Source organism: Pseudomonas sp. LS-2, assembly GCF_003605735.1.
In the GTDB taxonomy this organism is placed as follows: domain Bacteria; phylum Pseudomonadota; class Gammaproteobacteria; order Pseudomonadales; family Pseudomonadaceae; genus Aquipseudomonas.
This window is the reverse complement of the sequence record NZ_QXTJ01000003.1, coordinates 166,073-191,103: the sequence shown is the minus strand read 5'-3', so window position 1 is coordinate 191,103 and position 25,031 is coordinate 166,073. Positions and strand designations below refer to the sequence as shown.

Genomic DNA, 25,031 nt, shown 5'->3' with positions numbered 1-25,031 from the left:
CGGGAACGCCGGAGTATAACAGAGCAATCACAATGCGCTGCTTTCATGCTGCTCAACGGTTTTTTCAGCGCTGATCGCCGATGGATCGGTTGGCAAGGCGGGTGCAATCGCCGGAAGCTCCCCGGTGTAGCGTGCAACAAGTTGCGCGTAGGCCGGTTCGCGTTTGAAACGTTTCAATTCCGCGCCGAACCGCGCGACGAGCAAATCCATGCCTACGTTGCGCCGAACCGCCAGGTACAGCGCGCGGCGGCTGAGCACTTCAGGCAACTGGCTGACTTGGTCCTGCAGATTGAGTTGATCGATCATCCTCTGGCCCAGCACTCGGTCCGTCACCATCAGATCGATACGGCCACGCACCAGTTTGCCGAAATTCGCCTCGTGGCTCGGGGCAGGCTCGCGTGTGAACAAGGCCGAGTCATCGAAATCGGGACTGTAGAGATATCCGGGCGAGACGCCAATGTTCAGGCCTTGCAGGTCTTGGAGTTTGTGAAACGCGTGAGGTCTGGCGTTGGCCTGAAAAAACACCCAGTTGACGTCGGATAGCGACTCTGTGGGGTACAGCAACAGATCCTCGCGTTCGGCGACCTTGAAAATATCCAGTACGCCATCTGCGTCACCTTGTTCGAGCATCATCAGGCAGCGCTTCCACGGCAGGAATTGCCACTGCACATCAATGCCCAGGCGCTTGAATACGATGTTGGTCATTTCATAGTCGAGTCCCGACACCTGTTTGTCGTCGACGATCACATAGGGCGACCAGGGCTCCGTGACAATGCGAAGCCTTTCGCCCGCAGCGCTGAAGCTGAGACTGGCGAGGAGGGCGGCGAACAGTAATCGGGAAGTCAGAGGCATGGGGCGAGATTACGATGGTCGCCTGCTAAATAGAAGGGGGCGCCAGTCGCATAGGGGAGAGCCCAAGCGTCTGGCGCGCGGATTAGCGTGAAGTCTGGCTCCGCACCAAGTGTTGATAGATGGCCGTGCGCTGTCGCCCCAATAGCCTGCGCACTGCCCAATGATCCAGCCAGTCATGCAGCTGCGCCGGTGCAATCGGTTTCTTCATTCGCCGCTGGGCATTGTTGAACGCCTTCTCCCACCAGACGGGTGAGCACGCCCGGTCGAATTCGTTCGAGTACTCGCAGCATCCGTAAAGTACCTCGCGTACGAACTGACGTTGCGGTTGTGGCACAGCCAGCGTTGCACTCTTGTAGATCAGTCGTTGCCAGGTTGCAGGACGCGGAAGCTGCGGCGAGACGTTCGCTGTGTCTTCCAGCGCTTCGGCGTTCAGAGGGGCTTGAGCATGTTTATCCAGCCAGGCACGGACCTTGGCACGGAACAGCTGTTTGCGGCTCCAGTAGTGATGAATCAGGTCGGCGCATTGATCGATCTTCAGCGAACGGTAGGCGGCAACCCCCAGGCAGAATTCTTCCAGGGTGATTGCACCGGGCGTGACGGGAAAGAACTCATCCATCAGAGCGATGGATGTTTCCAGCACCGAACTGTTGTTGCGCGTCAGCCCGATCACTCCGGAGTTGACCAGTCGCATCTGGTCGTCAGCCAGATTGCGTTGCGCCAAAGTTTCTGCGAGCGCGGTGTACAGCACCGTTTCCTTGCAGTCGGCATAACTTAGCTGAAAGGCGTTACACAGCAAGGTATCGGGCTGAACCCTTTCGAACAGCTCCATGGGGGTTGTCTGAAAAAAGGTGTCTGTGTCGATCAGAATCGCTTTTTCCGACTCCTCCAGCACCTTGTGCAGTACCACATGTTTGCAGCGGAAGTGGTAGCCATGAGGGCCGCTCCATTCGCGGCGCATTTCGTCATCCAGCGACCGCACGCGCACCGGCAATTGTGCGTACGGCGCAGGGTTGTCACTGAAGACCTGAATGTCGAATGGCTGGTCACCGGATTCAGCGGATCGGGCGAGGGCGCTGGCGATGCTGAACACTGCTTCCTGATGATAGGTGTGGGCACCGAAGACCAGATAGACCAGTTGTGGGCGTGAAGTTATCTGACTGAATGAACTCAACTGCTTGGGATTCCGTCTCGTTAAGGCTTTGGCAGGCGTCGTGATGAGAAAGCCTGCCGGTGAAACGTTGCCTTATTGTGACTGGTTCATCCAGCGCGAATTCCGACCCTTCAGCGGGGAAGCTTGAGATTGTTCCAGACGGCCAGGCTCGGTTCCGCCTGATTCAGGGTGTAGAAGTGCAAACCCGGGGCTCCGCCTTGCAACAAGCGCTCACACATCTCTGTGATCACCTGTTCGCCAAAGGCCTGAATGCTCGCCGAATCATCGCCGTAGGCTTCCAGTTGCTTGCGGATCCAGCGCGGGATTTCCGCGCCACACGCATCGGAGAAGCGTGCCAGTTTGCTGTAGTTGGTGATCGGCATGATGCCCGGCACGATAGGGATACCCACCCCCATTTTCTGGACGCGTTCGACGAAGTGGAAATAGCTGTCGGCGTTGAAGAAGTATTGGGTGATTGCACTGTCAGCGCCAGCGTTGGCCTTGCGCACGAAATTCTTCAAATCGTCTTCGAAGTTACGTGCCTGGGGGTGCATCTCCGGGTAAGCGGCCACTTCGATGTGGAAGTGACTGCCGGTTTCTTCGCGGATGAAACTCACCAGATCGTTGGCGTGACGCAATTCGCCACTGGCCATGCCCATGCCGGATGGCAGGTCACCGCGCAGTGCGACGATACGGGTGATGCCCGCATCCTTGTACTGGGTCAGCAGACCGCGCAGGTCGGCCTTGCTGTCGCCCACGCACGAGAGATGCGGCGCGGCGGGGATGTTCACTTCCTTTTCCAGCTGCAGCACGGTGTTGATCGTACGATCGCGCGTGGAGCCACCGGCACCGTAGGTGCAGGAGAAGAAATCAGGGTTGTAGCTGGCCAGGGTACGGGCAGTGGCGAGCAGTTTTTCATGACCAGCGTCGGTCTTCGTAGGGAAGAACTCGAAACTGTAGCGACGGTCTTGGGACATGGTCATAACCTTGAGTTTTGAGCCTTGCGCCGACTCGTGTAGGAGCGCGCTTGCCCGCGATTGCAGTGGGTCAGATACGCATGGGTGACTGACAAAGCGCAATCGCGGGCAAGCGCGCTCCTACATGGGGCGGTAGTCGTTTCTGTGAGCGCGCGCCCGGAACACCGGGCACGCTCTCCCGCAGACGTATCAGTAACGGTAAGCGTGCGGCTTGAACGGACCTTCGACGCTCACGCCGATGTAGTCGGCCTGGGTCTTGGTCAGCTTGGTCACGACGCCGCCGAAGCCACGTACCATTTCCAGGGCCACTTCTTCGTCCAGCTTCTTCGGCAGGACTTCAACGGTCAGGCGCTCGGCTTTCTGGGCAGGGCTCAGGTCGGCGTACTTTTGGCCGAACAGGAAGATCTGAGCCAGAACCTGGTTGGCAAACGAACCGTCCATGATGCGGCTCGGGTGACCGGTGGCGTTGCCCAGGTTCACCAGACGGCCTTCGGCCAGCAGGATCAGGTAGTCGTCGTTCTGCGGGTCGAATTCGCCAGCGCCGGTGCGGTGGATCTTGTGCACCTGAGGCTTCACCTCTTCCCATGCCCAGTTCTTGCGCATGAAAGCGGTGTCGATTTCGTTGTCGAAGTGACCGATGTTGCAGACCACGGCGCGTTTTTTCAGCGCTTTGAGCATGTTCGAGTCGCAGACGTTGACGTTACCGGTGGTGGTCACGATCAGGTCGATCTTGCCCAGCAGCGCTTTGTCGATGGTCGCTTCGGTGCCGTCGCTTTCACCGTTGATGAACGGCGAAACCAGCTCGAAACCGTCCATGCAGGCTTGCATGGCGCAGATCGGGTCGACTTCGGTGACCTTGACGATCATGCCTTCCTGACGCAGCGACTGAGCCGAGCCCTTGCCCACGTCACCGTAGCCGATGACCAGGGCTTGCTTGCCGGACAGCAGGTGGTCGGTACCGCGCTTGATGGCGTCGTTCAGGCTATGACGGCAGCCGTACTTGTTGTCGTTCTTGCTCTTGGTGACCGAGTCGTTGACGTTGATCGCAGGGATCTTCAGCTCGCCCTTGGCCAGCATGTCCAGCAGACGGTGAACGCCGGTGGTGGTCTCTTCGGTAACGCCGTGGATGCGATCCAGCATCGCCGGGTATTTCTTGTGCAGCAGCTCGGTGAGGTCGCCGCCGTCGTCGAGGATCATGTTGGCGTCCCATGGCTGACCGTCCTTGAGGATGGTCTGCTCCAGGCACCACTCGTACTCGGCTTCGGTTTCGCCTTTCCAGGCGAAAACAGGGATACCGGCAGCGGCGATGGCGGCAGCGGCCTGGTCCTGAGTCGAGAAGATGTTGCAGGACGACCAACGTACTTCGGCACCCAGGGCAACCAGGGTTTCGATCAGCACGGCGGTCTGAATGGTCATGTGGATGCAGCCGAGGATTTTGGCGCCCTTGAGCGGTTGCTCGCCGGCGTACTTGCGACGCAGACCCATCAGGGCAGGCATTTCGGATTCAGCGATGATGGTCTCGCGACGACCCCAGGCAGCCAGGGAAATGTCGGCGACTTTGTAGTCGTTGAAATCGTTGGGCGTCAGTACAGCGCTCATAAGAGTCTCCATTCGTAGTGTGCGAATGGGCGCCGTTGTGCGTTTAAGGCTTGCTCAGGCTGCCAATGAACCTTGAGCAAACAACGCCCCATCCGAGCCTGACAGGTCTGACCTGCTGCAGCGCCCCTCGGACAGGTGGCGGGAAAACGGTATCAAGCGGTGATGACCGTTTTTTGAAGCGGTGGCGATTATAGCGACGACAGGGAATTAGCCCAAGGGGTTGTTGCGTTTAAATGACGGATGACAAATCGAGACCATAGTCGATGCTCAATGGAGGTAAACGGCCAGGGCTGGCACTATGCTGGGCATTAACAGACAGACGATCAGGAGCGAACATGAATTTCCACACTCGCAAATGGGTAAAACCCGAAGACCTCAACCCGAACGGGACGCTGTTCGGTGGCAGCCTGCTGCGCTGGATCGACGAAGAAGCGGCGATCTACGCCATCGTTCAACTGGGCAATCAGCGGGTGGTCACCAAGTACATTTCCGAGATCAACTTCGTCAGCGCGTCTCGCCAGGGCGACATCATCGAATTGGGGATCACTGCCACCGAATTCGGCCGGACCTCAATCACCCTGACCTGTCAGGTGCGCAACAAGATCACCCGCAAAAGCATCCTGACGGTTGAAAAGATGGTGTTCGTGAACCTGGGAGAAGATGGCCTGCCCGCGCCACACGGCAAGACCGAAATCACCTATGTGAAGGATCAGTTCAAGGATGAAGTGATCAACGAGTGATGGGTGCTCTGGATCGGTGAGTAGGGTCCTGTAGCAGTCCGGCTTGCCGGCGGTGGCGCTCTCGAAATCGCTACCGCCGGCAAGCCGGACTGCTACAGGGAATTGCGGTGGCTCAGGAAGGATTACGCGCCTTCCAGTCCCGCAGCCACTGCAAGCCTTCACTGGTATCGCCTTTCGGACGGTACTCGCAACCCACCCAGCCGGTGTACCCCAGCCGGTCGATTTCTTCGAACAGCCACGGGTAGTTCACTTCACCGATATTTGGCTCATGACGATCCGGAACGCCCGCGATCTGGATGTGGCCAACGCCAGCAAAATCACGGCGTAGCTTGCTGATCACGTCCCCTTCGACGATCTGGCAGTGGTAGAAGTCGAACTGCACTTTCAGATTGTCCGCGCCCACTTCCTTGCACACCGCCTGACCCTGATCCTGACGGTTAAGGAAGAAGCCCGGCATGTCGCGGGTATTGATCGGCTCGATCAGCACGGTAATGCCAGTCTTCGCCGCTTCTTGCGCGGCGAAGCTCAGGTTTTCCAGGTACACCGCGTGGTGCTTCTGACGCAGGTCTTCGTCCGGCAGCAAGCCGGCCATGACATGAATCCGGTCATTGCCCAGAACGGCGGCGTATTCCAGAGCCTTCTGGAAGCCGTCGCGGAATTCGTTCTCGCGTCCTGGCAACGAAGCGATGCCACGCTCGCCCTTGCCCCAGTCACCCGGTGGTGCGTTGAACAGCGCCTGCGTCAGGCCGAAGTCTTCCAGACGCAGCTTGATTTCTGCTGCGGTGAAGTCGTATGGGAACAGGTACTCCACCGCTTCGAAGCCATCACTAGCCGCGGCCGAAAAGCGCGCGAGGAAGTCATGTTGCGGATACAGCATGCTGAGGTTGGCAGCGAAACAAGGCATGTTTTTCTCCTGTCTTTATCAGGTCAGACGAATGGCCAGAGCAGCAGCGTCATGACAAAACCCAGCGTGCCCAGAACGGTCACCAGGAAGGTCCAGGTGCGCAGGCCGTCGCCGACGTTCAGGCCGGCCAGTTTGGTGAACATCCAGTAACCGGCGTCGTTGATGTGCGACATCGCCAGACCGCCACCGCCCATGGCCAGGCACAGCAGGGCCATGTGATTGGCGCTCAAATTCAGGGTGGCGATCAGCGGGCTCAAGATGCCCGCAGTGGTCACCAGCGCCACTGTGGTCGAGCCTTGTACGGCGCGCAACAGCAATGTCAGCAGGAAGCCCAGCGCCAGAACCGGCAGACCGGTGTTGCGCAGCGCTTCGGATACCACAGCGCCGATACCGGTATCGACCAGTACCTTGCCGAACACGCCGCCGGCGCCTGCGATCAGAATCACCATCGCCACGCCCGGCAACGCCGAACCGATCACGTCCGAGACCTGGCTGCGGCTCCAGCCACGACGCGAGCCCAGAATCCATGCGCACAGCAGAGTGTCGATCAGCAGGGCCACCAGCGGAGCGCCCAGAACCGTAAATACACTGCGCAGCATCGAATCCACTGGCAGCAGGGTGGTTGCCAGTGTGCCGAGCAGAATCAGGATGATCGGCAATACAATCAACGAAATGATAATGCCGGCGCCCGGAGCCGGGGCTTTTGGCAGGCGCGCAGCCAGGCTGCTGGCGCTTTCTTCCAGGCCCATCGCGTGACCGGTGTGGGTCGCGTCGGCGGTTTTCGAATAGTCGTTGTTGGCCCAGGCGACCAAGTCTTCGTTGGTGATCTGCGGACCGTAGACTTCACTGCGGATGTCGTCGGTCATCGGGTAGACCTTGCGGGTCATGCGCCCGGCGATCAGGTAGCCGATCAGGCACAGCACGCCAACGATCGGCAGACCGAACATCAACACGCGACCCAGATCCGCCCCCAACTGACCGGCAGCGGCAACAGCGCCCGGATGCGGCGGCAAGAACGCATGCACCGACAAGAGTGCGGCGCACATTGGCAGGGCAAACACCAGCAGCGGCTTGCGAGCAGCACGGGCAACGCCGTAGGCCAGTGGCATGAGGATGATCACCCCCACCTCGAAGAACACCGGAATCCCGACCATGAAGCCAGCCACGGTCAGCGCCAGCGGCGTGCGCTTGTTGCCGAACCGGTTGATCAAAGACTTGGCCAGTGCCTCGGCACCACCGGAGAGTTCGATGATGCGTCCGATCATGGCCCCCAGCGCGATGATGATGGCAATGTGACCGAGGGTCTTGCCCATGCCGCCTTCGATGGTGGCGACCAGATCGCTCGGCTTCACACCGGCAACCAGCGCCACGATGATGCTGACGAGCATCAACGCCACAAAAGGCTGGAACTTGTATTTGAGGACCAGAAGCAGCAACAGCGCGATGCCCGCCCCTGCAATGGTCATAAGGAGTAATGGAGTCATGTTGTGCGTGGTGTCCTGTTGTTATTTTGTCCGGCAAGACCGGCGCGCCGGAGACCGCAAGACGGTCTCCGGTCAAAACGTCTGAAGGGTTACCAGTTCACGCCGAAAGTCTGGCGCAGATCTTCCAGGGCGGCTGCGTCCAGCGGCTCGGGCTTGGGATTGCTCATCAGCCAGAGACGTGCAGTTTCTTCCAGCTCTTCCAGGGCATAAGCGGCTTTGGCGACCGAGCTTTCCCAGACCACGGGGCCGAGGCGTTCGAGCATCACGCCGCGCACGCTATTTGCCAGTTGCGCCACCTGTGCCGCAACGTTTGGCGAGCCGGGGCGTTCATAAGGAATCAGCGGGATGTGGCCGACTTTCATCACTTGATACGGCGTGATCGGCGGCAGGATATCGTTGGGCTGCCAGACGCCAGCCAGCGTCAGTGCCACCAGATGCGTAGAGTGTGTGTGCACGACACCGCCCACGCCCGGATTGCGGTCGTAGACTTCGCGATGCAGCATCAGGGTTTTCGACGGCTTGTCGCCTGAGACCCACTCGCCGGCCAGATTGACCTTGGCAATCGCGGCGGGGTCCAGACGACCCAGGCACGCATCAGTCGGTGTGATCAGCCAGCCATCGTCCAGGCGGGCGCTGATATTGCCCGCACTGCCTACGGTATAACCGCGACCGAACAGCAGTCGGCCGATGTCGCAAATTTCTTCGCGCAGTTTGTTCTCGGCACTCATTTGGCAGCCCCCTTTACGGTCCCGGCCAGCTGCTTCAAGGCTTTGTCGAAGAATTCGCGGCCACCGAAGTTGCCGGATTTCAGCGCCAGCGCCAGCGGTTGGTCGCCGCTGCTGATGGTCGCTGGAACACCTGGGTCGATCTGTGCGCCGATCTTCAACAAGCTGACGCCCAGTGCTTGAACCACGGCTCCCGAGGTCTCGCCGCCTGCGACCACGAAGCGTTTCACGCCCGAGTCCAGCAGGCCGCGAGCGATCTTGCCCAGTGCGTCTTCGACCATGGCACCAGCACGTTCTACACCGAGCTTCTGCTGCACGGCTTTGACTTCTTCCGGGCTGCTGGTGGCGTAGATCAGAACGGTTTCACCGGCATCGCGGGCGAAAGCCAGTGCATCCTCAACGACAGGTTTGCCATCGGCCAGCGCGAGTGGATCGATACGCAGGGCAGGGCGTTTGGCCTCAAGCCAGGCCGCAACCTGACCGTTGGTGGCGACAGACGCGCTCCCGGCGAGCACCACTTCACCGCCATCGACTTGCTCAAGCTGAGCGGCGTCGATGTCGCGCAACTTGCCGGCCTTGCGGAAGTTGCCCGGCAGGCCCAGCGCCAGACCCGAGCCGCCAGTCAACAACGGCAGATCGGCGCAGGCTTCGCCCAAGGTATAGAGATCGGCGTCGGACAGGGCGTCGGCAATGGCCATGGTCACGCCGTTCGCGCGTAGCTCAGCGATGCGCGCGCGCACACCTTCTACACCTTTGGCGATGCTGTCGTAACGCAACAGTCCGACTTTTTTTGTGGTCTGCGATTGCAGCACGCGCACCAGATTGGCGTCGGTCATCGGCGTCAGCGGGTGGTTCTGCATGCCGCATTCGCTGAGCAGTTGATCTTGCACGAACAGGTGACCACGGAAGATCGTGCGCCCGTTTTCCGGAAATGCCGGGCAGGCCAGGGTGAAATCGCTGTTCAAGGCTTCGAGCAGGGCTTCGCTGACCTGGCCGATGTTGCCTTTGGCGGTGGAATCGAACGTCGAGCAGTACTTGAAGAAGATCTGCTCACAGCCGCGATTACGCAGCCATTGCAGCGCTTGCAGGGATTCTTCGACCGCTTCGGCGGCGGGGGTAGTCCGGGATTTCAACGCGATGACGATGGCGTCGGCGTCCAGTTCCGCAAGGGTTTCGGCATTCGGGATGCCGATACTTTGCACGGTACGCATACCGCCACGCACCAGCATGTTGGCGAGGTCGGTAGCGCCGGTGAAGTCATCGGCGATGCAGCCCAGCAGAGGGCGCGGAGTCGTGGTGCTCATCTGCAATTCCTCAGTCGTTGGCTGCTTTGGCGGAGGGCAATGTGATGCCGGGGAAGATTTTGATCACGGCCGAGTCATCTTCACGACCGAAGCCTGCAGTCGACGCTTGCATGAACATCTGGTGCGCGGTGGACGACAGCGGCAGCGGGAATTTGCTGGCGCGGGCGGTATCCAGCACCAAGCCCAGGTCCTTGACGAAGATATCCACAGCCGACAGTGGGGTGTAATCGGCCTTGAGGATGTGCGGCACGCGGTTCTCGAACATCCAGGAATTACCAGCGCTGTTCGTGATCACTTCGTAGAGCGCATCGGCGTCGACCCCTTCGCGCAGGCCCAGTGCCATGGCTTCGGCGCTCGCCGCGATATGCACGCCCGCCAACAATTGGTTGATGATTTTCACTTTCGAGCCCAGACCGTGAACGTCGCCCAGGCGATAGACCTTGCCGGCCATGCCGTTGAGGACCGCGTCGGCCTTGGCGTAGGAGTCAGCCGGGCCGGACGTCATCATGGTCATTTGGCCAGCAGCCGCTTTTGCGGCACCGCCGGAGATTGGCGCATCGAGGTAGAGCAAGCCTTTTTCGGTCAGGCGCTCGCCCAGTTCGATGGCGAATGTAGGGGCAACGGTGGCACAGCCGATGATCAGGCTGCCAGGCTTGAGCGCGGCAACGGCGCCGTTTTCGCCAAACAGCACGGTTTCGGTCTGCTCGGCATTGACCACGACGGTGATGATCACGTCGCAGGCTGCCGCCATGCTGGCTGGAGAGTCACAAGCAACGCCGCCTTCGCTGGCGAATTGCTCAGTGACGGTGGCACGTACGTCACAGGCATGAACGTTGAAACCGCTGCGCAGCAGCGAACGTGCGATGCCCAAGCCCATGGCACCCAGTCCGACCACGCCGACATTTTTGTTATTCATACATCCCTCCTCGGGTTGAGTGCCATCGTTGCCTCAGGCACTCGAACGGTGTTTGTTCTGATCTGTTAAAGATAGTGAACCTGTGAGCAAATAATGTGAAGTATTTTTTCGTCTTCACAAAAGTTAACATTGATCGTTTTTTGATCAGGCGCGAAGAAGCCTCTACCTCGAACCTGGCTTAGATTCGGTTTTTTGTAGCAGTCCGGCTTGCCGGCGGGGCGTCTTCCAAATCGCCATCGCCGGTAAGTCTGACTGCTACAGAGAGGTCGATAAGCAACCCGCTGACGCCCAAAGCATCTCCAGCAGCGCAAACGTTTTTTCGGTTTTTTGTTCGATAGCGTAGGCGATCATGGAGGCCCGTTGAGTATTTCTTATATTGCTAATCGCGATGTATGTAGTGTTATTTATTTCGATAGATTTAGATGAATCGCTATAGGGGGGAGGAGGTTTATTGCAGATACTTATTTGTCGGTACTTTCGTGGGCCGTCCATCAGGGTTTTCTGTTTTTATTTATCTTCTGGCTTGAAGTTTTTGGGGTTTGATTGATAGTGAATGCATGGCGGGTCGAACTTCTCGGCAGCCGAGTACGAATGAATAGAGGGATTGTTGCTATGACGAATGTCAAGTTGGATCTCAATGCCAATGTAAAACCAGAGCTTAGGTTCGAGGGTGATGTCCGCGCGGCAGGGCCGTCCCGCTATACGTTTTCCGGCACGCTTGTCGCGCGCGCCCCGTTGAACAAGCCCGACGCCGTATTTGTCGTGCGGTTGGGGCACGGCGGCAATACCAGCGCATATTCGTATCTGGAATACACTCTAAAAGGCTCGGGGGATAACACTTTTGCAGTGACGGGCAATGGGGAAAGGAAAGCGGGGGATAAAGTGGATTTTCGCTTGGGATTTAAAGAAGGGTTAAGTGGTCAGTTCAGCGATGGAGATAAGTCAATTTTCACCTTGGACGAAGTATCGCGGGAAAGCGAAGGGGGAGTAATTGACATTGAGGATGGAGAAATTACGGAAGTCTACGAACCAAAACAATTTATCTGATGAGGGGTGGTCGGTATTTTAATTTAGGCGGCTCATTGACGCGAGAGCGTTCGACGCGCCGCTTTCGCTGTAGCAGCACGACTTGCCGGCGGTGGCCATTTCAAAGGCGCTACCGCCAGCAAGCCGCGCGGCTATAGAAACGGAAGCAGGCTCAGCGGTTTTTTTCCACAGATGCCAACAGCAATTCCACGCCGTGCGCGCGAATGCTTTCCGCCGCCGCTTGCGCCAGGCCTTCATCGCTGATGATCGTGTCGAACTGCTCAAGCCCCGCTACCTTGTACATGCCGAACGTGCCGTACTTCGAGCTTGTGGTCAGCAGCACGCAGCGTGACGCCGCTTCCATCGCCGCCTGCTTGACCTCGACTTTCAGTGCCGAGGGCGTTGTCGTGCCCCGTTGCAGGTCCCACGAACTGGTGGACATGAACGCGACATCGGTTGCCAGATGGCGCAAGGTTGCGGCTGCCAACCCTCCGACGCAGGATCGATTCGGATGGTCCAGCATCCCGCCGGTGTGAATCACATCTACATGTGTCGCCTCGGCCAGCGCATTGACCACGCCAAAATCGTTGGTCACTACGGTCATTCCGGACAAGGCGATGATGTGCGGCACGATTTCCAGCGTGCTGGTGCCGGCATCCAGGTAAACGGTCATTTCCGGGTGGAGCAACCCAGCGGCGAGTCGGGCCATCGCCTGCTTGTGCGGCAGCTCGACCACAGCCTTGGACTGGTGACTGGGTTCACTGTGGACCTGACTGGCGATGCGTACGCCTCCGGTCACCGAATAGGCACGCCCGCTCTGTTCCAGCAGTGCGATGTCGCGGCGAACGGTCATGTGCGAGCAGTCGAACATTTCCATCAGCTGATGCACGCTCAGTACCTGATGCTTGCGCAACTGACGCAGCATCAATTCTCTACGCTGGTCGGGAATCATGGGCGCTGCACCACTGATGGTGGTGTCTTCTTCGCTGGACATTCAGGCTCCTGGGGCACGGTATTCAGCCGTTATCGACTGTGATGGCTGGCATCTTAGCCAATCGTTCGCGTTGTGACAGCAGCCAGAAGTGCCGGTGCGTATTCTGCAGGCCTGCTGTGTTCGATCCGCGAGAATCCATTATTCTCGCGGACTGCGGGCATTCCGGCCGTCAAACGCTGTCCATTCCCGAGATGAAACCTGAATTCCAGAAAAGGATGCTGAAACCATGACCGTTGCCTTTTGGTGCGTGTTGATCGTGATTCTGTTACCCCTTGTGTGTACCTCGATTGCCAAGTTCGGCAGCGGTCGCTTCAGCGCCCGGCAGAACCACAACCCCCGGGATTTTCTCGACGCCCTCGAAGGGTTGCCACGTCGCGCCCACGCCGCCCAGCAGAACAGCTTCGAAGCCATTCCGGGTTTTGCAGCGGGTGTAATCATTGCTCACATTGCCGGTGTGGCGCAGTTGGTCACCATTGATGTGCTGGCAGTCCTGTTCGTGACCAGCCGTCTGCTGTACATCATCTTTTACCTTGCCGACCTCGCCGCACTGCGCTCGCTGGCGTGGTTCATCGGCCTGGCGCTGGTGGTCGCCTTGTTCGGCGTTTCCGTTTGATCGCAATGTCGATCCTTCACTTGGGTTTTTCATGGCGCGGGCCGATACTGGCGGCCGTTTTTTCCAGCCAGTCGTCGCCATGAAATCGAAGAGCGTTGGTTTGAAAGGTTTGTCCCACAAAAGTTTGCCGTTGAGGGCGTGCCTGTTGGTGGTTGCTCTGCTTGGCTTGAGCGCGTGCGGCGGTGTCGATCCTGACTCGCCGCTCGGGCAGCGCAAGGCGATCTTCAAGCAAATGCTCAAAACCAGTGAAGATATCGGCGGCATGCTGCGCGGGAGACTGACGTTCGATGGCCCGAAATTCGCCGAGGGCGCGGTAAAGCTCGATGCCTTGTCTCACGCGCCCTGGAAGCATTTCCCGCCTGTACGTGAGTCCGAGCACACCAGTGCGAAGGATGCGGTCTGGCAGCGGCAGGCACGTTTTCAGGAACTCGCCAAAGCGCTGGAAACCCGAACCGGGGAACTGGTGGTTGCCACGCAGCAACTTCAGTTGACGCCTGTGAACATGATTGCGCCGATGAACAACGTCGAAGATGCCTGCGACGCCTGCCACAAAGAGTTTCGGGATCACTGAGGGCAATTGGACGCGGGGTTCTGGGGAAACCGGCTTGCTGGTGAAAGCGGGATTTCATTCACCTTGAAACCCCAGACCGAACGCCCTCACCAGTAAGCTGGCTCCCGCTACAGGCTCGCGCCTACTCGTCTTCTTCATCCGGCTGAAGCTTCTCCAGCTTCTCCTGCTCGTCCTGCAACTCCTTCCTTGATTCGGCCAGCTTGTCTTTACGCTTGTTGATTTTCTCCGGATCGCCCTTGCTGTTGGCTTTGTCCAGATCAGCCTGACGACGGCTGACCTCGCGCTTGGCGTCCAGAACTTTCTTTTCCTGCTCTTTGAGCAAACCCGCGTCGGTGCAGTTGGCCGTGACTTCGCTCAAGGCTTTTTCCAGACCGGCCTGCTGATTGCTGTTGCCTGCGGCCTTGGCCTGTTCGATCTGGGTGCTGATGTCCTGACGTTTCGCCGCGCAGCCGGTCAACTCGGGTGCCTGTTCGGCAGCGAACAAGGGGGCGGCGAGCAGACCGCAAGCGGTGAATGCGATCAGTGGGGACAAAAATTTCATAAACGCTCCTTGAATACAGACGCCCCGGCGCTCGATGCGAGCATACGGGGGTATAAATGACTAAAACCCTTTGATGCCTTGATCCCGCAGCTGCGTGCTGAGCGCCTGCACCTGCGGGTCGTTGAAAAATGCGTGTAACTGCTTTGCACGACTGGGACCGATACCGGGCTCGGCTTGCCACTGAGCGATACTTCGAGACGCCAGTGCCGACCACGAGTCGCCGAGACTGGCACCCGCCACAGGCGGCAGACCGATCGCTTTGAGCCAGATTTCGAACGATTGTTCGCGCGCGCTCTGAAAACCCTTCAGCAGTTTAGCTGCGCTGCGTTCACCGAGACCGGGAATGTTAACAAGCTGTGCACCCTCAAGGGACATCCAGTCCAGCAGACCGTTGAGGTTGCCGGAGTCGATCAGCTTGTCCCAAGTGCCGGGTCCTACGCCACTCAATGCCAACCCCCTCTTCCCGCTCAGCCATTTCAGACGTTCGCGGAACTGACTTTCGCATCCCTCGACAGGTCGCCAGCAACTTAGCGAGTGGTAATCCTCGGCATTAGGGACGTTCAACGGGGTGCGTTCGACGCTGCGCGTGACCACGCCGTCCAGGCGAGGAATCGTAAGACCGGCAAGGCTGATCGACACTTGGTCGCCGGGTAGAATATCCATCGCCTGCCAGCGTTTCAGCGAGCCAACGCTGACTCTGCTGACTTTGCGGTCGTCCAGCCGAACGGGGTCTACGTCGAGCACTGGCGTGATCTTCCCGCTTCGCCCTACATTGAAATTGACATTGCGAACCCCGACCAACACCTTTGCAAATGGGTACTTCCACGCCGCAATCCAGTATGGCGCCTTCGCCTGCCAGCGCTCTGACTGCGGCCGCTCTCCCTGCCGAATTACCACGCCGTCGGTGGCGAACGGGAGCGGGTTTGTGTACCAGTGTTCACGCCAGTTTCGTGCCTGAGCAAAATTCTGCAGCGGCTCGCTGAAGCGTGCGCTGTCCGCAAAGCCGAGCGCCCGAAGTCCGGTCAGCCGTTCTGTCATCTCCGCAGGGCCGTCTGGCCACTCCCATACGAACAATCCGATCTGAGCCCCTTCTTCGGCGCTGATGGAGGTTCGGGCCATAAGCCCGGCCACTTTGCTGCGAGCATTGATACTTCCCGCATCGGCCTGTACATGGTCGGAGAGTCGCCAGTACAACTCACCCTGTAAAATCAGGGTCTTTTCCCACGCAAGCTGATTGGGAATCCCGGGAATTTGATGGGCGTGGCCCGTCCAGTCCTGTCCCTTGGTGCCATCACCGCGGCTAATGACTTTTGCCAGTTTGCCGCGTTCATAAACCAGCGTGACCGCCACCCCATCCACCTTCGGTTGAATCCACACATCGTGCTTGCCATTGAGCCACGTCTGCACCGCATCCTCGTCAGGCAGTTTGTTCACGCCGGTATGAGGCACGGGGTGAAAATGCTCACCTGCTGCGGTTTTGAGGGGGTTGTCATCTGGGGTTGCGCGTAGAGGGAAACAGGATCGCAGATGAGCGAGCCGCTGAACCGACTGGTCATACAGCTCGTCCGCGACCAGAGAAATCCCTTGGCGATGATAGCTGTCGTCCCACTTCACGATCTGCTCGCGTAGCGAAAGGATCTCGCTTTCGGCTCGGGGTGATGCCCATTCAGGGCAGATGCTGGCGTAGGCAGTATTGAAGTTCAGGACCACGAAAATACAGATGATGGGGAGGAGAAGGGGCAGCATCGACGCATCCTTGCCAGTCAGTCATACGGCAAAGGCTAGGGCCTCACGCGTGTGTCTGGCGCTACGCCTGGTTACCGGATTTGTCATGGCCGGTACAGTCGGGCTGCAATTCGCTGCGCAGCTGTGCCTTGAGCCCATTCGGTGCGAGTGCAAAATGATGTTTCATCCAGCGCCTGGAAAGGACGCCCATAAAATGGAACTGTCGACCCTCGCCGTTTTCATCCCTGCCTGTTTTGCCCTCAACATGGCTCCCGGCCCCAACAACCTGCTGTCGATCAGCAATGCCTCACGCTACGGCTTCGTTCGCGGTTGCGGCGGTGGGCTTGGCCGTTTGTTGGCGTTCGCAATCATGATTGCACTCGCCGCGGTGGGAATGACGGCGGTCTTGCACACATCCGAATGGCTGTTTCACGCGATCAAGATTGTCGGAGCGGCGTACCTCTTTTACCTGTCGATTCAACTGTGGCGGGCTCGGGGGGACTCCCACATTGATGGCACGGCCGCACAGATTGGACTCGGCCGATTGGCGCGTCAGGAATTTCTGCTCGCCATCGGCAACCCCAAGGCGATCCTTCTGTTCACCGCTTTCCTGCCACAGTTCATCGACCGCTCCGGGGTGATCACCACCCAGTTCGCACAACTGGGCGCGATGTTTCTGGCACTGGAGTGCATCGCCATCGCGCTCTATTGCTACATGGGCATCCACGCCCGCCGGCTGTTCGCCAAGCCCAGCGGCAAGCGGTTGTTCAACCGTGTTTGCGCCGGGTTGTTGGCGAGCTCTGCGTCGTTTTTGCTGGTGGCGCGGCGGGCATAAAAGCAAAAAGCCCCTGACGAGTCTCATCGCCAGGGGCTTTTCTTACCTGTCACAGCTCAGGCGTATTACAAACCGGCGGCAGCACGCAGTGCGTTGGCGCGGTCGGTTTTTTCCCAAGTGAACGTGGTGAAGGTGTCTTCGCCGACGGTCTTGGTTTCCGGGGTGCGGCCGAAGTGGCCATAGGCTGCGGTTTCCTGGTACATCGGGTGCAGCAGGTCGAGCATGGTGGTGATTGCGTATGGACGCAGATCGAAGTGCTCGCGGACCAGCTTGACGATCTTGTCGTCGCTGATCTTGCCGGTGCCGAAGGTGTTCAGCGAGATCGAAGTCGGTTGCGCGACGCCGATGGCGTAAGAAACCTGAATCTCGCAACGCTCGGCCAGGCCCGCGGCGACGATGTTTTTGGCAACGTAACGACCGGCGTAGGCGGCCGAACGGTCAACCTTGGACGGATCCTTGCCGGAGAACGCGCCACCGCCGTGACGGGCCATGCCGCCGTAGCTGTCGACGATGATCTTGCGACCGGTCAGACCGCAGTCGCCCACCGGGCCGCCGATGATGAACTGACCCGTCGGGTTGATGTGGAACTGGGTGTCCTTGTGCAGCAGCTCGGCTGGCAGCACATGCTTGACGATCAGCTCCATCACGCCTTCGCGCAAGTCGGCGTAGGAGACTTCAGGGTTGTGCTGGGTGGAGAGGACGATCGCGTCGATACCGACCACGATGCCGTTTTCATAGCGGCAGGTGACCTGAGATTTGGCGTCCGGGCGCAGCCATGGCAGCAGACCGGATTTGCGGGCTTCAGCCTGACGTTTGACCAACTGGTGGGAGAACGCGATGGGTGCAGGCATCAGTTCGGCGGTTTCGTTGCTGGCATAGCCGAACATCAGGCCCTGGTCGCCAGCGCCCTGATCTTCAGGCTTGGCACGGTCGACACCCTGGTTGATGTCAGGGGATTGCTTGCCGATGATATTCATCACGCCGCAGGTCGCGCCGTCGAAACCAACGTCGGAGCTGGTGTAGCCGATGTCGCTGATCACGTCACGAACGATCTGCTCCAGGTCGACCCACGCAGTGGTGGTGACTTCGCCGGCAACGATGGCAACACCGGTCTTGACCAGGGTTTCAACCGCTACGCGAGCGTGTTTATCCTGGGTAATGATTGCGTCCAGCACCGCATCGGAGATCTGGTCGGCGATTTTGTCCGGATGCCCTTCGGACACGGACTCGGAGGTGAAAAGGGAGTATTCGCTCATCTCGACGATTTTCCTGAGTGTTACCGATGGTGAGTGTCGCCAGCCGGTCGCTGAAAGTGGCGGACCTGTATCTGGAAACCATTACGTAAACCTACATAGAGGCTTTCCCCGGGGACCAGCCCCGCAGCGATGGCCCAACGGGCCAGATCTTCCTGTTCGAAACCCAACCAGAGATCGCCACAGGCCTCCCTGGCCCAGCTCTGATCGTGGCTGCACAACTCCGTCACCAAGAGGCTTGCGCCCGGTCGTAACAGGTTGGCCAGTTGTTTCAGTGCCTCAGCCGGTGCGGCAAAGTGGTGAAGCACCATATTCAAGACAACGCAGTCGCCGCTAACGTTAGCGTCGGACAGTGCATCGGCCAGTTTCAGCTCAACGTTATCCAGTGCTTTCTGCTCGCAGATATTGCGTGCCAGATCGAGCATGGCGGGGCTGTTGTCCAGTCCCGTGACGTGCCGGAAACGCTGCGCAAGGTCAGGCAGGAAACCACCATCGCCAGGACCGACTTCGACAGCCGTGGCGTCAGCGTCAAAGCTCAGCTTGTCCATTAACGACAAGAGACTGTCGCGGTATTGCGGCAGTCCTGCGATCAGGTCCTGCTGGGCTCGAAATTTTTCGGCGGTGCGTGCGAAGAAATCCTGGCTGGCGTTGGCGCGCTGGCGATGCACAGCGCCAATTCGGGCCTGCATGTCGTCCGGCAGCGTCAGGCCGTCGATTTCTTCAAGTAGCGCCGCGTGCAACTTGCCGCCGATCTGGTCGGTATGGGGCAGGGCGCGGCGATAGAAAATCGCATTGCCTTCGCGTCGGGTTGCCACCAGACCTGCCTGGGCAAGTACCTTCAAGTGATGGCTCATGCCCGACTGCCCCATCGCGAAGATCTGCGCCAGCTCCAGCACACCGAAAGAGTCGTTCGACAGGGCGCGCAGCACGTTCAGACGCAGGGGGTCGCCACCGGCCTTGCACAAGGCAGCCAGTTCGTCGCTTTGATCATGACTGATAGCGGGCACGCGAAGATTCATAAGGCAGGCAGTCTAGTTATGGACCGAGCGAGCCGCAAGACCAATATCAAAAAGTTTTGATATTGCTCGATGGGTGGCGGGCATCAGACGCCGCGATTACGCCGTCTGCGGCCACAACTCTCCTTTCGTGACATAAAAAGCGCCTGCAACGCAGTAAATTCGCGCATCGGCTGCATCTGTCATTGCCCCGCAGCAGTGCCTGAGGGAAAATGGCCGCCTTTTTCAGATCCCACTTCTTTCTGCCCCAGGAGATCAGCGATGCCCAGCCGTCGTGAGCGTGCCAATGCCATTCGTGCCCTCAGCATGGATGCCGTGCAAAAGGCCAACAGCGGCCACCCAGGAGCCCCGATGGGCATGGCGGATATCGCTGAAGTCCTGTGGCGCGATTATCTGAAACACAATCCGAGCAACCCGCTGTTCGCCGACCGTGACCGGTTCATCCTGTCTAACGGCCACGGCTCGATGCTGATCTATTCGCTGCTGCACCTGACCGGTTACGACCTGTCGATCGACGACCTGAAAAACTTCCGTCAGTTGCACAGCCGCACCCCGGGCCACCCGGAATACGGCTACACCCCAGGCGTCGAAACCACCACCGGGCCGCTGGGTCAGGGTTTCGCCAACGCCGTCGGTTTCGCTGTCGCCGAAAAGACTCTGGCTGCACAGTTCAACCGCCCAGGCCACAACATCGTTGATCACCACACCTACGTGTTCATGGGTGACGGCTGCATGATGGAAGGGATTTCCCACGAAGTCGCTTCGCTGGCTGGCACTCTGCGGTTGAACAAGCTGATCGCCTTCTACGACGACAACGGCATCTCCATCGACGGCGAAGTCGAAGGCTGGTTCACCGATGACACGCCAAAGCGCTTTGAGTCCTACGGCTGGCTGGTGATCCGCAATGTTGACGGTCATGACGCCGACGAAATCAAGACCGCCATCGACACCGCTCGCAAGAGCGACAAGCCGACCCTGATCTGCTGCAAGACCACCATCGGTTTCGGATCGCCGAACAAGCAGGGCAAGGAAGAGTGCCACGGCGCTCCACTGGGCAACGACGAAATCGCCCTGACCCGCGCTGCGCTGAAATGGACCCACGGTCCGTTCGAGATCCCGGCCGACATCTACAAAGAATGGGACGCCAAGGAAAAAGGCCTGGCCGCCGAAGCCGAGTGGGATCAGCGTTTCGCTGCCTACTCCGCTGCATTCCCTGCTGAAGCCAACGAGCTGATCCGTCGCATGAGCGGCGAGCTGCCAGCCGACTTCGCTGAAAAGTCCGCTGCGTACGTCGCTGAAGTGAACGCCAAGGGCGAGACCATCGCCAGCCGTAAGGCCAGCCAGAACGCCCTGAGCAATTTTGGCCCGCTGCTGCCTGAGTTCCTCGGCGGTTCGGCTGACCTGGCCGGTTCCAACCTGACCATCTGGAAAGGCTGCAAGAGCATCACCGGCGAAGACGCCAACGGCAACTACCTGCATTACGGGGTGCGTGAGTTCGGCATGGGCGCGATCATGAACGGTATCGCCCTGCACGGCGGTTTCGTGCCGTATGGCGCAACCTTCCTGATCTTCATGGAATACGCCCGTAACGCGGTGCGGATGTCTTCGCTGATGAAGAAGCGCGTCATCTATGTGTTCACCCACGACTCCATCGGTCTGGGCGAAGACGGCCCGACTCACCAGCCGATCGAGCAACTGACCAGCCTGCGTACTACGCCGAACCTGGATTGCTGGCGTCCAGCTGACGCGGTTGAATCGGCAGTGGCCTGGAAACACGCCATCGAGCGTGACGACGGCCCTTCGGCCCTGATCTTCTCCCGTCAGAACCTGCAGCATCAGTCTCGTGACGCGCTGCAACTGGAGAATATCAACCGTGGTGGTTACGTGCTGCGCGACTGCAACGGCGAACCGGATCTGATCCTGATCGCGACCGGCTCCGAAGTCGGTCTGGCCGTTCAGGCCTTCGACAAGCTGACTGCCGACGGCAAGAACGTGCGTGTGGTTTCCATGCCCTGCACCAGCGTCTTCGAGTCCCAGGACGCGCTGTACAAGCAGTCGGTTCTGCCGCTGGAAGTCAGCGCCCGTATCGCCATCGAAGCGGGTCACGCGGACTACTGGTACAAGTACGTCGGTCTGGAAGGCCGCGTGATCGGCATGACCACCTTCGGTGAGTCGGCGCCGGCGAACCTGCTGTTCGAAGAGTTCGGCTTCACGCTGGAGAACATCGTCGGCACGGCTGAAGAGCTGCTGGAAGACTGATATCGGCAACGCATGCCTTTTGATTGGCGCACCGTCCATCTGTAGCAGCCCGACTTGCCGGCGGTGGCGATCTTGAATTCGCCGCCGCCGGCAAGCCGGACTGCTACAGGGGGGCGCTTACGCCATCGTGGGGCGATAACGAATGTCTGTGAGAACCCCCATGCCTCAGCCCCGCCCTTATAAAGTTGCCCTCAATGGTTACGGTCGTATCGGTCGCTGCGTGCTGCGCGCGCTGTGCGAGCGAGGAGCGAAGGCTGGCTTTGAAGTGGTGGCAATCAACGACCTGGCCGACATGGCCAGTCTCGAATACCTCACGCGCTTTGACTCCACACATGGCCGGTTTCCCGGCGAAGTGCGGGTCGAAGGCGATTTTCTGCACATCAACGATCACGTCATCAAAGTGTTCCGTAGTGCGACGCCGGAAGGCATCGACTGGAATGAGCTGGACGTCGATCTGGTGCTCGAATGCTCGGGTGTCTACAACACTCGCGCCGATGGCGAGCGCTTTTTGTCGGCCCGTGCGCCGCGCGTGCTGTTCTCCCAGCCGATGGCGAGCGAAGCGGATGTCGATGCCACCATCGTCTACGGCATCAACCAGCAGAGGCTGACTGGAGAAGAGTTGCTGGTCTCTGCGGCGTCCTGCACCACCAACTGCAGCGTGCCATTGCTAGACCTGCTGAACCGCGAGCTGGGCCTGGAATACGTCACGATCACCACGATTCACTCGGCGATGAACGACCAACCGGTGATTGACGCCTATCATCATGAAGACCTGCGCCGGACGCGTTCGGCCTTTCAGTCGATCATTCCGGTGTCCACTGGTCTGGCGCGTGGCATCGAGCGGCTGCTTCCGGAACTTGCCGGCCGAATTCAGGCCAAAGCAGTTCGTGTGCCGACGGTAAACGTTTCATGCCTGGACATCACGCTGCAGGTAGCGCGTGATACGGATGCGGTGGAGATCAACCGGATTCTGCGCGAGGCCGCCACCAGCGGTCCGCTGAAAGGCTTGCTGGCCTACACCGAGCTGCCCCACGCCAGTTGTGATTTCAACCATGACCCTCATTCGGCCATCATCGATGCCAGCCAGACACGGGTTTCCGGCCCGCGGCTGGTCAACGTTCTGGCCTGGTTCGACAACGAATGGGGTTTTGCCAATCGAATGCTGGATGTCGCCGATCACTTTCTTCAAAGCATCCATAAACAACAGTAATAAACAGGGAACGCCTCATGACCGTGTTGAAGATGACCGACCTCGATCTGCAAGGTAAGCGTGTACTGATCCGCGAAGACCTCAACGTCCCGGTCAAGGACGGTGTCGTCACCAGCGATGCACGTATTCTTGCTTCGCTGCCGACCATCAAGCTGGCGCTGGAAAAGGGCGCCGCTGTCATGGTCTGCTCTCACCTGGGTCGTCCGACCGAGGGCGAGTTTTCCGCCGAGAACAGCCTCAAGCCCGTTGCGGACTACCTGAGCAAGGCGCTGGGTCGTGAAGTGCCGCTGGTGGCCGAGTATCTGGACGGCGTCGAAGTGAAAGCAGGCGACATCGTGCTGTTCGAAAACGTGCGCTTCAACAAAGGCGAGAAAAAGAACGCCGACGAGCTGGCGCAGAAATACGCCGCGCTGTGCGACGTGTTCGTGATGGACGCGTTCGGCACCGCTCACCGCGCTGAAGGCTCGACCCACGGCGTGGCCAAGTTCGCCAAGGTTGCCGCAGCCGGTCCTTTGCTTGCCGCGGAACTGGACGCTCTGGGCAAGGCGCTGGGCAAACCCGCCAAGCCAATGGCTGCCATCGTTGCCGGATCCAAGGTTTCCACCAAACTGGACGTGCTGAACAGCCTCAGCACCGTCTGCGATCAGTTGATCGTCGGTGGCGGCATCGCCAATACGTTCCTGGCGGCTGCTGGTCATCCAGTCGGCAAATCGCTGTACGAACCGGATCTGCTGGACACCGCCCGCGCCATCGCCGCCAAGGTCAGCGTTCCGCTGCCGGTCGATGTCGTGGTCGCCAAGAAATTCGCTGAAGACGCCGAAGCGACGGTCAAACTGATCGCTGACGTTTCCGACGACGACATGATTCTGGACATTGGCCCGAAAACTGCGGCCCAATTCGCTGACTTGTTGAAATCTTCCAAGACTATTCTGTGGAACGGTCCAGTCGGCGTATTCGAGTTCGACCAGTTCGGTAACGGCACCAAAGTGCTGGCTCAGGCAATCGCTGAAAGCCCGGCGTTCTCCATCGCTGGTGGTGGCGATACTCTGGCTGCAATCGACAAATACGGCGTAGGCGAGAAAATCTCCTACATTTCCACCGGTGGCGGCGCGTTCCTGGAGTTCGTCGAAGGCAAGGTATTGCCTGCCGTGGAAGTTCTGGAACAACGCGCCAAGGCCTGAATACAGGGCCTGGTGTGAAGGGGAGTGAGATGGTCAAGCCATTACCGCTGTTGATCATGGCGGGTTTACTGGTCGGCTGCGCGAGCGAGCCAGAGGATGGAACGGGGCCGAAGGCGGCGCCGGAACTGCTGCAGGTCAGCTGCTATCAGGCCGGCTGGCAGGCTGAGACCGTACCGATCGTTTACAAGCGTGGCGGTCCCGAGGTTTGGGAAAAATACGAGTTCATGCCCGCTGTCGGCCCAGTCGCCTGTCGCTGATTCTGAACTGAACGTGTACCGGAACATCTGAAACAGAACTGCCCCTGGGCATCGGAGCGAGCGACACGTGTCGCGCTTCGCAGGGGATCCAGGAGTGGTAATGAAAGGCTTGATTGCCCTTGCGACACTGATGCTGCTGGGCGGTTGCGCCAGCATGAAGGCTTCTGAGCCGGTTGCGCCGTGGACCCACTGGGTCTGCGACAGCGAGGCGGAGATCTATTGGCGTTACGCCGATGCTGCGAAGAAAGAGGTCGAAGTGCGCTTGAACCAAAGCGAACAGGTCTTCCGGCTACAGGCGGCGCCCGGTGCTTCCGGTGCTCTGTTCAGCAACGGGGTATTGGCGTTTGACAACAAGGGTAGCGAGGGCCTGGTCTACTGGGACGCTACCAACGATTTGATCGGTCGCGGCTGCAAGGCGCCTTGAAGGGCTGAGTGGCAGGATCGATGCAACACCGGGCGGTGACCGAGTATTACGCCCCTATAATTTGAATAGCCGCCGCTACGGCAGGCACGCACGATTAACGACCCTACCGGGAGAGAGACAGACAATGGCACTTATCAGCATGCGCCAGATGTTGGACCACGCCGCCGAATTCGGCTATGGCGTCCCTGCATTCAACGTGAACAACCTGGAACAGATGCGCGCCATTATGGAAGCGGCCGACAAGACCGATTCCCCGGTGATCGTTCAGGCTTCGGCCGGTGCGCGTAAATACGCCGGTGCGCCTTTCCTGCGCCACCTGATCCTGGCCGCAATCGAAGAATTTCCGCATATCCCCGTGGTCATGCACCAGGACCACGGCACCAGCCCCGCCATTTGCCAGCGTTCGATCCAGCTGGGTTTCAGCTCGGTGATGATGGACGGCTCTCTGCGCGACGACGGCAAAACCCCGGCTGAC

Annotated in this window: 25 protein-coding genes and 1 riboswitch; of the genes, 11 read left to right on the top strand and 14 right to left on the bottom strand. The window is 59.3% G+C overall.

Going from position 1 to position 25,031, the window contains the following annotated elements; all coding sequences use genetic code 11:
• Positions 1 to 27: 27 nt before the first annotated feature.
• The 4 genes from D3M70_RS02815 to ahcY form a co-directional block, all read right to left on the bottom strand.
• The gene (locus D3M70_RS02815) at positions 28 to 852 is read right to left on the bottom strand and encodes an ABC transporter substrate-binding protein (protein ID WP_120124174.1); all 825 of its coding nucleotides are present in this window, start codon (positions 850 to 852) and stop codon (positions 28 to 30) included.
• Between the two features lie 82 nt (positions 853 to 934).
• Positions 935 to 2,023 carry a hypothetical protein gene (locus tag D3M70_RS02810; protein WP_120124172.1) on the bottom strand — a complete coding sequence of 363 codons (1,089 nt, stop codon included), beginning with the start codon at positions 2,021 to 2,023 and terminating at the stop codon, positions 935 to 937.
• Between the two features lie 110 nt (positions 2,024 to 2,133).
• Entirely contained in the window at positions 2,134 to 2,979 is an 846-nt protein-coding gene (gene metF / locus D3M70_RS02805) for a methylenetetrahydrofolate reductase [NAD(P)H] (RefSeq protein ID WP_120124432.1), read from the bottom strand.
• A gap of 189 nt (positions 2,980 to 3,168) precedes the next feature.
• Positions 3,169 to 4,578: an adenosylhomocysteinase gene (gene ahcY, locus D3M70_RS02800; RefSeq protein ID WP_081565062.1), complete on the bottom strand. Its 1,410-nt coding sequence runs from the start codon at positions 4,576 to 4,578 to the stop codon at positions 3,169 to 3,171.
• Positions 4,579 to 4,598: 20 nt separating this feature from the next.
• Positions 4,599 to 4,713, bottom strand: a riboswitch (S-adenosyl-L-homocysteine riboswitch).
• A gap of 200 nt (positions 4,714 to 4,913) precedes the next feature.
• Here ahcY and D3M70_RS02795 point away from each other — a divergent pair.
• Positions 4,914 to 5,318 (top strand): acyl-CoA thioesterase, encoded by a 405-nt coding sequence (locus tag D3M70_RS02795; protein ID WP_074752526.1) that lies wholly within the window; start codon positions 4,914 to 4,916, stop codon positions 5,316 to 5,318.
• A 112-nt stretch (positions 5,319 to 5,430) separates the two neighbouring features.
• Here the strand turns inward: D3M70_RS02795 and otnI are convergent, their stop codons facing one another.
• The 5 genes from otnI to ltnD form a co-directional block, all read right to left on the bottom strand.
• Positions 5,431 to 6,222: a 2-oxo-tetronate isomerase gene (gene otnI, locus D3M70_RS02790; RefSeq protein ID WP_120124171.1), complete on the bottom strand. Its 792-nt coding sequence runs from the start codon at positions 6,220 to 6,222 to the stop codon at positions 5,431 to 5,433.
• Positions 6,223 to 6,245: 23 nt separating this feature from the next.
• Entirely contained in the window at positions 6,246 to 7,706 is a 1,461-nt protein-coding gene (locus tag D3M70_RS02785; protein ID WP_120124169.1) for an SLC13 family permease, read from the bottom strand.
• Between the two features lie 89 nt (positions 7,707 to 7,795).
• Entirely contained in the window at positions 7,796 to 8,434 is a 639-nt protein-coding gene (locus D3M70_RS02780) for an aldolase (protein WP_120124167.1), read from the bottom strand.
• Positions 8,431 to 9,735, bottom strand: coding sequence for a 3-oxo-tetronate kinase (gene otnK / locus D3M70_RS02775; RefSeq protein ID WP_120124166.1), 1,305 nt, complete (start codon positions 9,733 to 9,735; stop codon positions 8,431 to 8,433). Before otnK ends, D3M70_RS02780 begins: the two co-directional genes overlap by 4 nt.
• A 10-nt stretch (positions 9,736 to 9,745) precedes the next feature.
• Complete coding sequence (gene ltnD, locus D3M70_RS02770) at positions 9,746 to 10,651, bottom strand: L-threonate dehydrogenase (RefSeq protein ID WP_120124164.1); 906 nt, start codon at positions 10,649 to 10,651, stop codon at positions 9,746 to 9,748.
• Positions 10,652 to 11,263: 612 nt separating this feature from the next.
• Here ltnD and D3M70_RS02765 point away from each other — a divergent pair.
• Positions 11,264 to 11,698, top strand: coding sequence for a hypothetical protein (locus D3M70_RS02765; RefSeq protein ID WP_120124162.1), 435 nt, complete (start codon positions 11,264 to 11,266; stop codon positions 11,696 to 11,698).
• A gap of 151 nt (positions 11,699 to 11,849) precedes the next feature.
• On the opposite strand, the gene D3M70_RS02760 is transcribed toward D3M70_RS02765, so the two are convergent.
• The gene (locus D3M70_RS02760; protein ID WP_120124160.1) at positions 11,850 to 12,671 is read right to left on the bottom strand and encodes a DeoR/GlpR family DNA-binding transcription regulator; all 822 of its coding nucleotides are present in this window, start codon (positions 12,669 to 12,671) and stop codon (positions 11,850 to 11,852) included.
• Positions 12,672 to 12,897: 226 nt separating this feature from the next.
• Between D3M70_RS02760 and D3M70_RS02755 the strand changes: the two genes are divergently transcribed.
• The gene (locus D3M70_RS02755; protein ID WP_120124158.1) at positions 12,898 to 13,284 is read left to right on the top strand and encodes an MAPEG family protein; all 387 of its coding nucleotides are present in this window, start codon (positions 12,898 to 12,900) and stop codon (positions 13,282 to 13,284) included.
• Positions 13,285 to 13,432: 148 nt separating this feature from the next.
• A complete protein-coding gene (locus D3M70_RS02750) occupies positions 13,433 to 13,855 on the top strand; it encodes a cytochrome c (protein WP_256659682.1) in 423 nt (140 codons plus the stop codon).
• A 121-nt stretch (positions 13,856 to 13,976) separates the two neighbouring features.
• On the opposite strand, the gene D3M70_RS02745 is transcribed toward D3M70_RS02750, so the two are convergent.
• The gene (locus D3M70_RS02745; RefSeq protein WP_120124157.1) at positions 13,977 to 14,396 is read right to left on the bottom strand and encodes a DUF1090 domain-containing protein; all 420 of its coding nucleotides are present in this window, start codon (positions 14,394 to 14,396) and stop codon (positions 13,977 to 13,979) included.
• A 60-nt stretch (positions 14,397 to 14,456) separates the two neighbouring features.
• On the bottom strand, positions 14,457 to 16,142 hold the full coding sequence (gene ligB, locus D3M70_RS02740; protein ID WP_120124155.1) for an NAD-dependent DNA ligase LigB: 1,686 nt from the start codon (positions 16,140 to 16,142) through the stop codon (positions 14,457 to 14,459).
• 193 nt (positions 16,143 to 16,335) lie between these two features.
• Here ligB and D3M70_RS02735 point away from each other — a divergent pair, with 193 nt between their 5' ends.
• On the top strand, positions 16,336 to 16,956 hold the full coding sequence (locus tag D3M70_RS02735; RefSeq protein WP_120124153.1) for a LysE family translocator: 621 nt from the start codon (positions 16,336 to 16,338) through the stop codon (positions 16,954 to 16,956).
• 65 nt (positions 16,957 to 17,021) lie between these two features.
• On the opposite strand, the gene metK is transcribed toward D3M70_RS02735, so the two are convergent.
• A complete protein-coding gene (metK, locus tag D3M70_RS02730) occupies positions 17,022 to 18,212 on the bottom strand; it encodes a methionine adenosyltransferase (protein ID WP_120124151.1) in 1,191 nt (396 codons plus the stop codon).
• Between the two features lie 20 nt (positions 18,213 to 18,232).
• On the bottom strand, positions 18,233 to 19,228 hold the full coding sequence (locus D3M70_RS02725) for a metalloregulator ArsR/SmtB family transcription factor (protein ID WP_120124150.1): 996 nt from the start codon (positions 19,226 to 19,228) through the stop codon (positions 18,233 to 18,235).
• A 258-nt stretch (positions 19,229 to 19,486) separates the two neighbouring features.
• Here D3M70_RS02725 and tkt point away from each other — a divergent pair, with 258 nt between their 5' ends.
• The 6 genes from tkt to D3M70_RS32565 all read left to right on the top strand — a co-directional run.
• Positions 19,487 to 21,484: a transketolase gene (tkt, locus tag D3M70_RS02720; RefSeq protein WP_120124148.1), complete on the top strand. Its 1,998-nt coding sequence runs from the start codon at positions 19,487 to 19,489 to the stop codon at positions 21,482 to 21,484.
• 160 nt (positions 21,485 to 21,644) lie between these two features.
• Positions 21,645 to 22,694 (top strand): erythrose-4-phosphate dehydrogenase, encoded by a 1,050-nt coding sequence (gene epd / locus D3M70_RS02715; RefSeq protein ID WP_120124146.1) that lies wholly within the window; start codon positions 21,645 to 21,647, stop codon positions 22,692 to 22,694.
• Positions 22,695 to 22,711: 17 nt separating this feature from the next.
• Positions 22,712 to 23,875 (top strand): phosphoglycerate kinase, encoded by a 1,164-nt coding sequence (locus tag D3M70_RS02710; protein WP_120124145.1) that lies wholly within the window; start codon positions 22,712 to 22,714, stop codon positions 23,873 to 23,875.
• Positions 23,876 to 23,904: 29 nt separating this feature from the next.
• Positions 23,905 to 24,132, top strand: a complete 228-nt coding sequence (locus tag D3M70_RS02705; RefSeq protein WP_120124143.1) for a hypothetical protein — start codon at positions 23,905 to 23,907, stop codon at positions 24,130 to 24,132.
• A 100-nt stretch (positions 24,133 to 24,232) separates the two neighbouring features.
• Positions 24,233 to 24,556 (top strand): MliC family protein, encoded by a 324-nt coding sequence (locus tag D3M70_RS02700; RefSeq protein ID WP_120124141.1) that lies wholly within the window; start codon positions 24,233 to 24,235, stop codon positions 24,554 to 24,556.
• 124 nt (positions 24,557 to 24,680) lie between these two features.
• Positions 24,681 to 25,031, top strand: a 351-nt coding sequence (locus tag D3M70_RS32565) for a class II fructose-bisphosphate aldolase (protein ID WP_256659673.1), incomplete at its 3' end; no start/stop codon positions are given.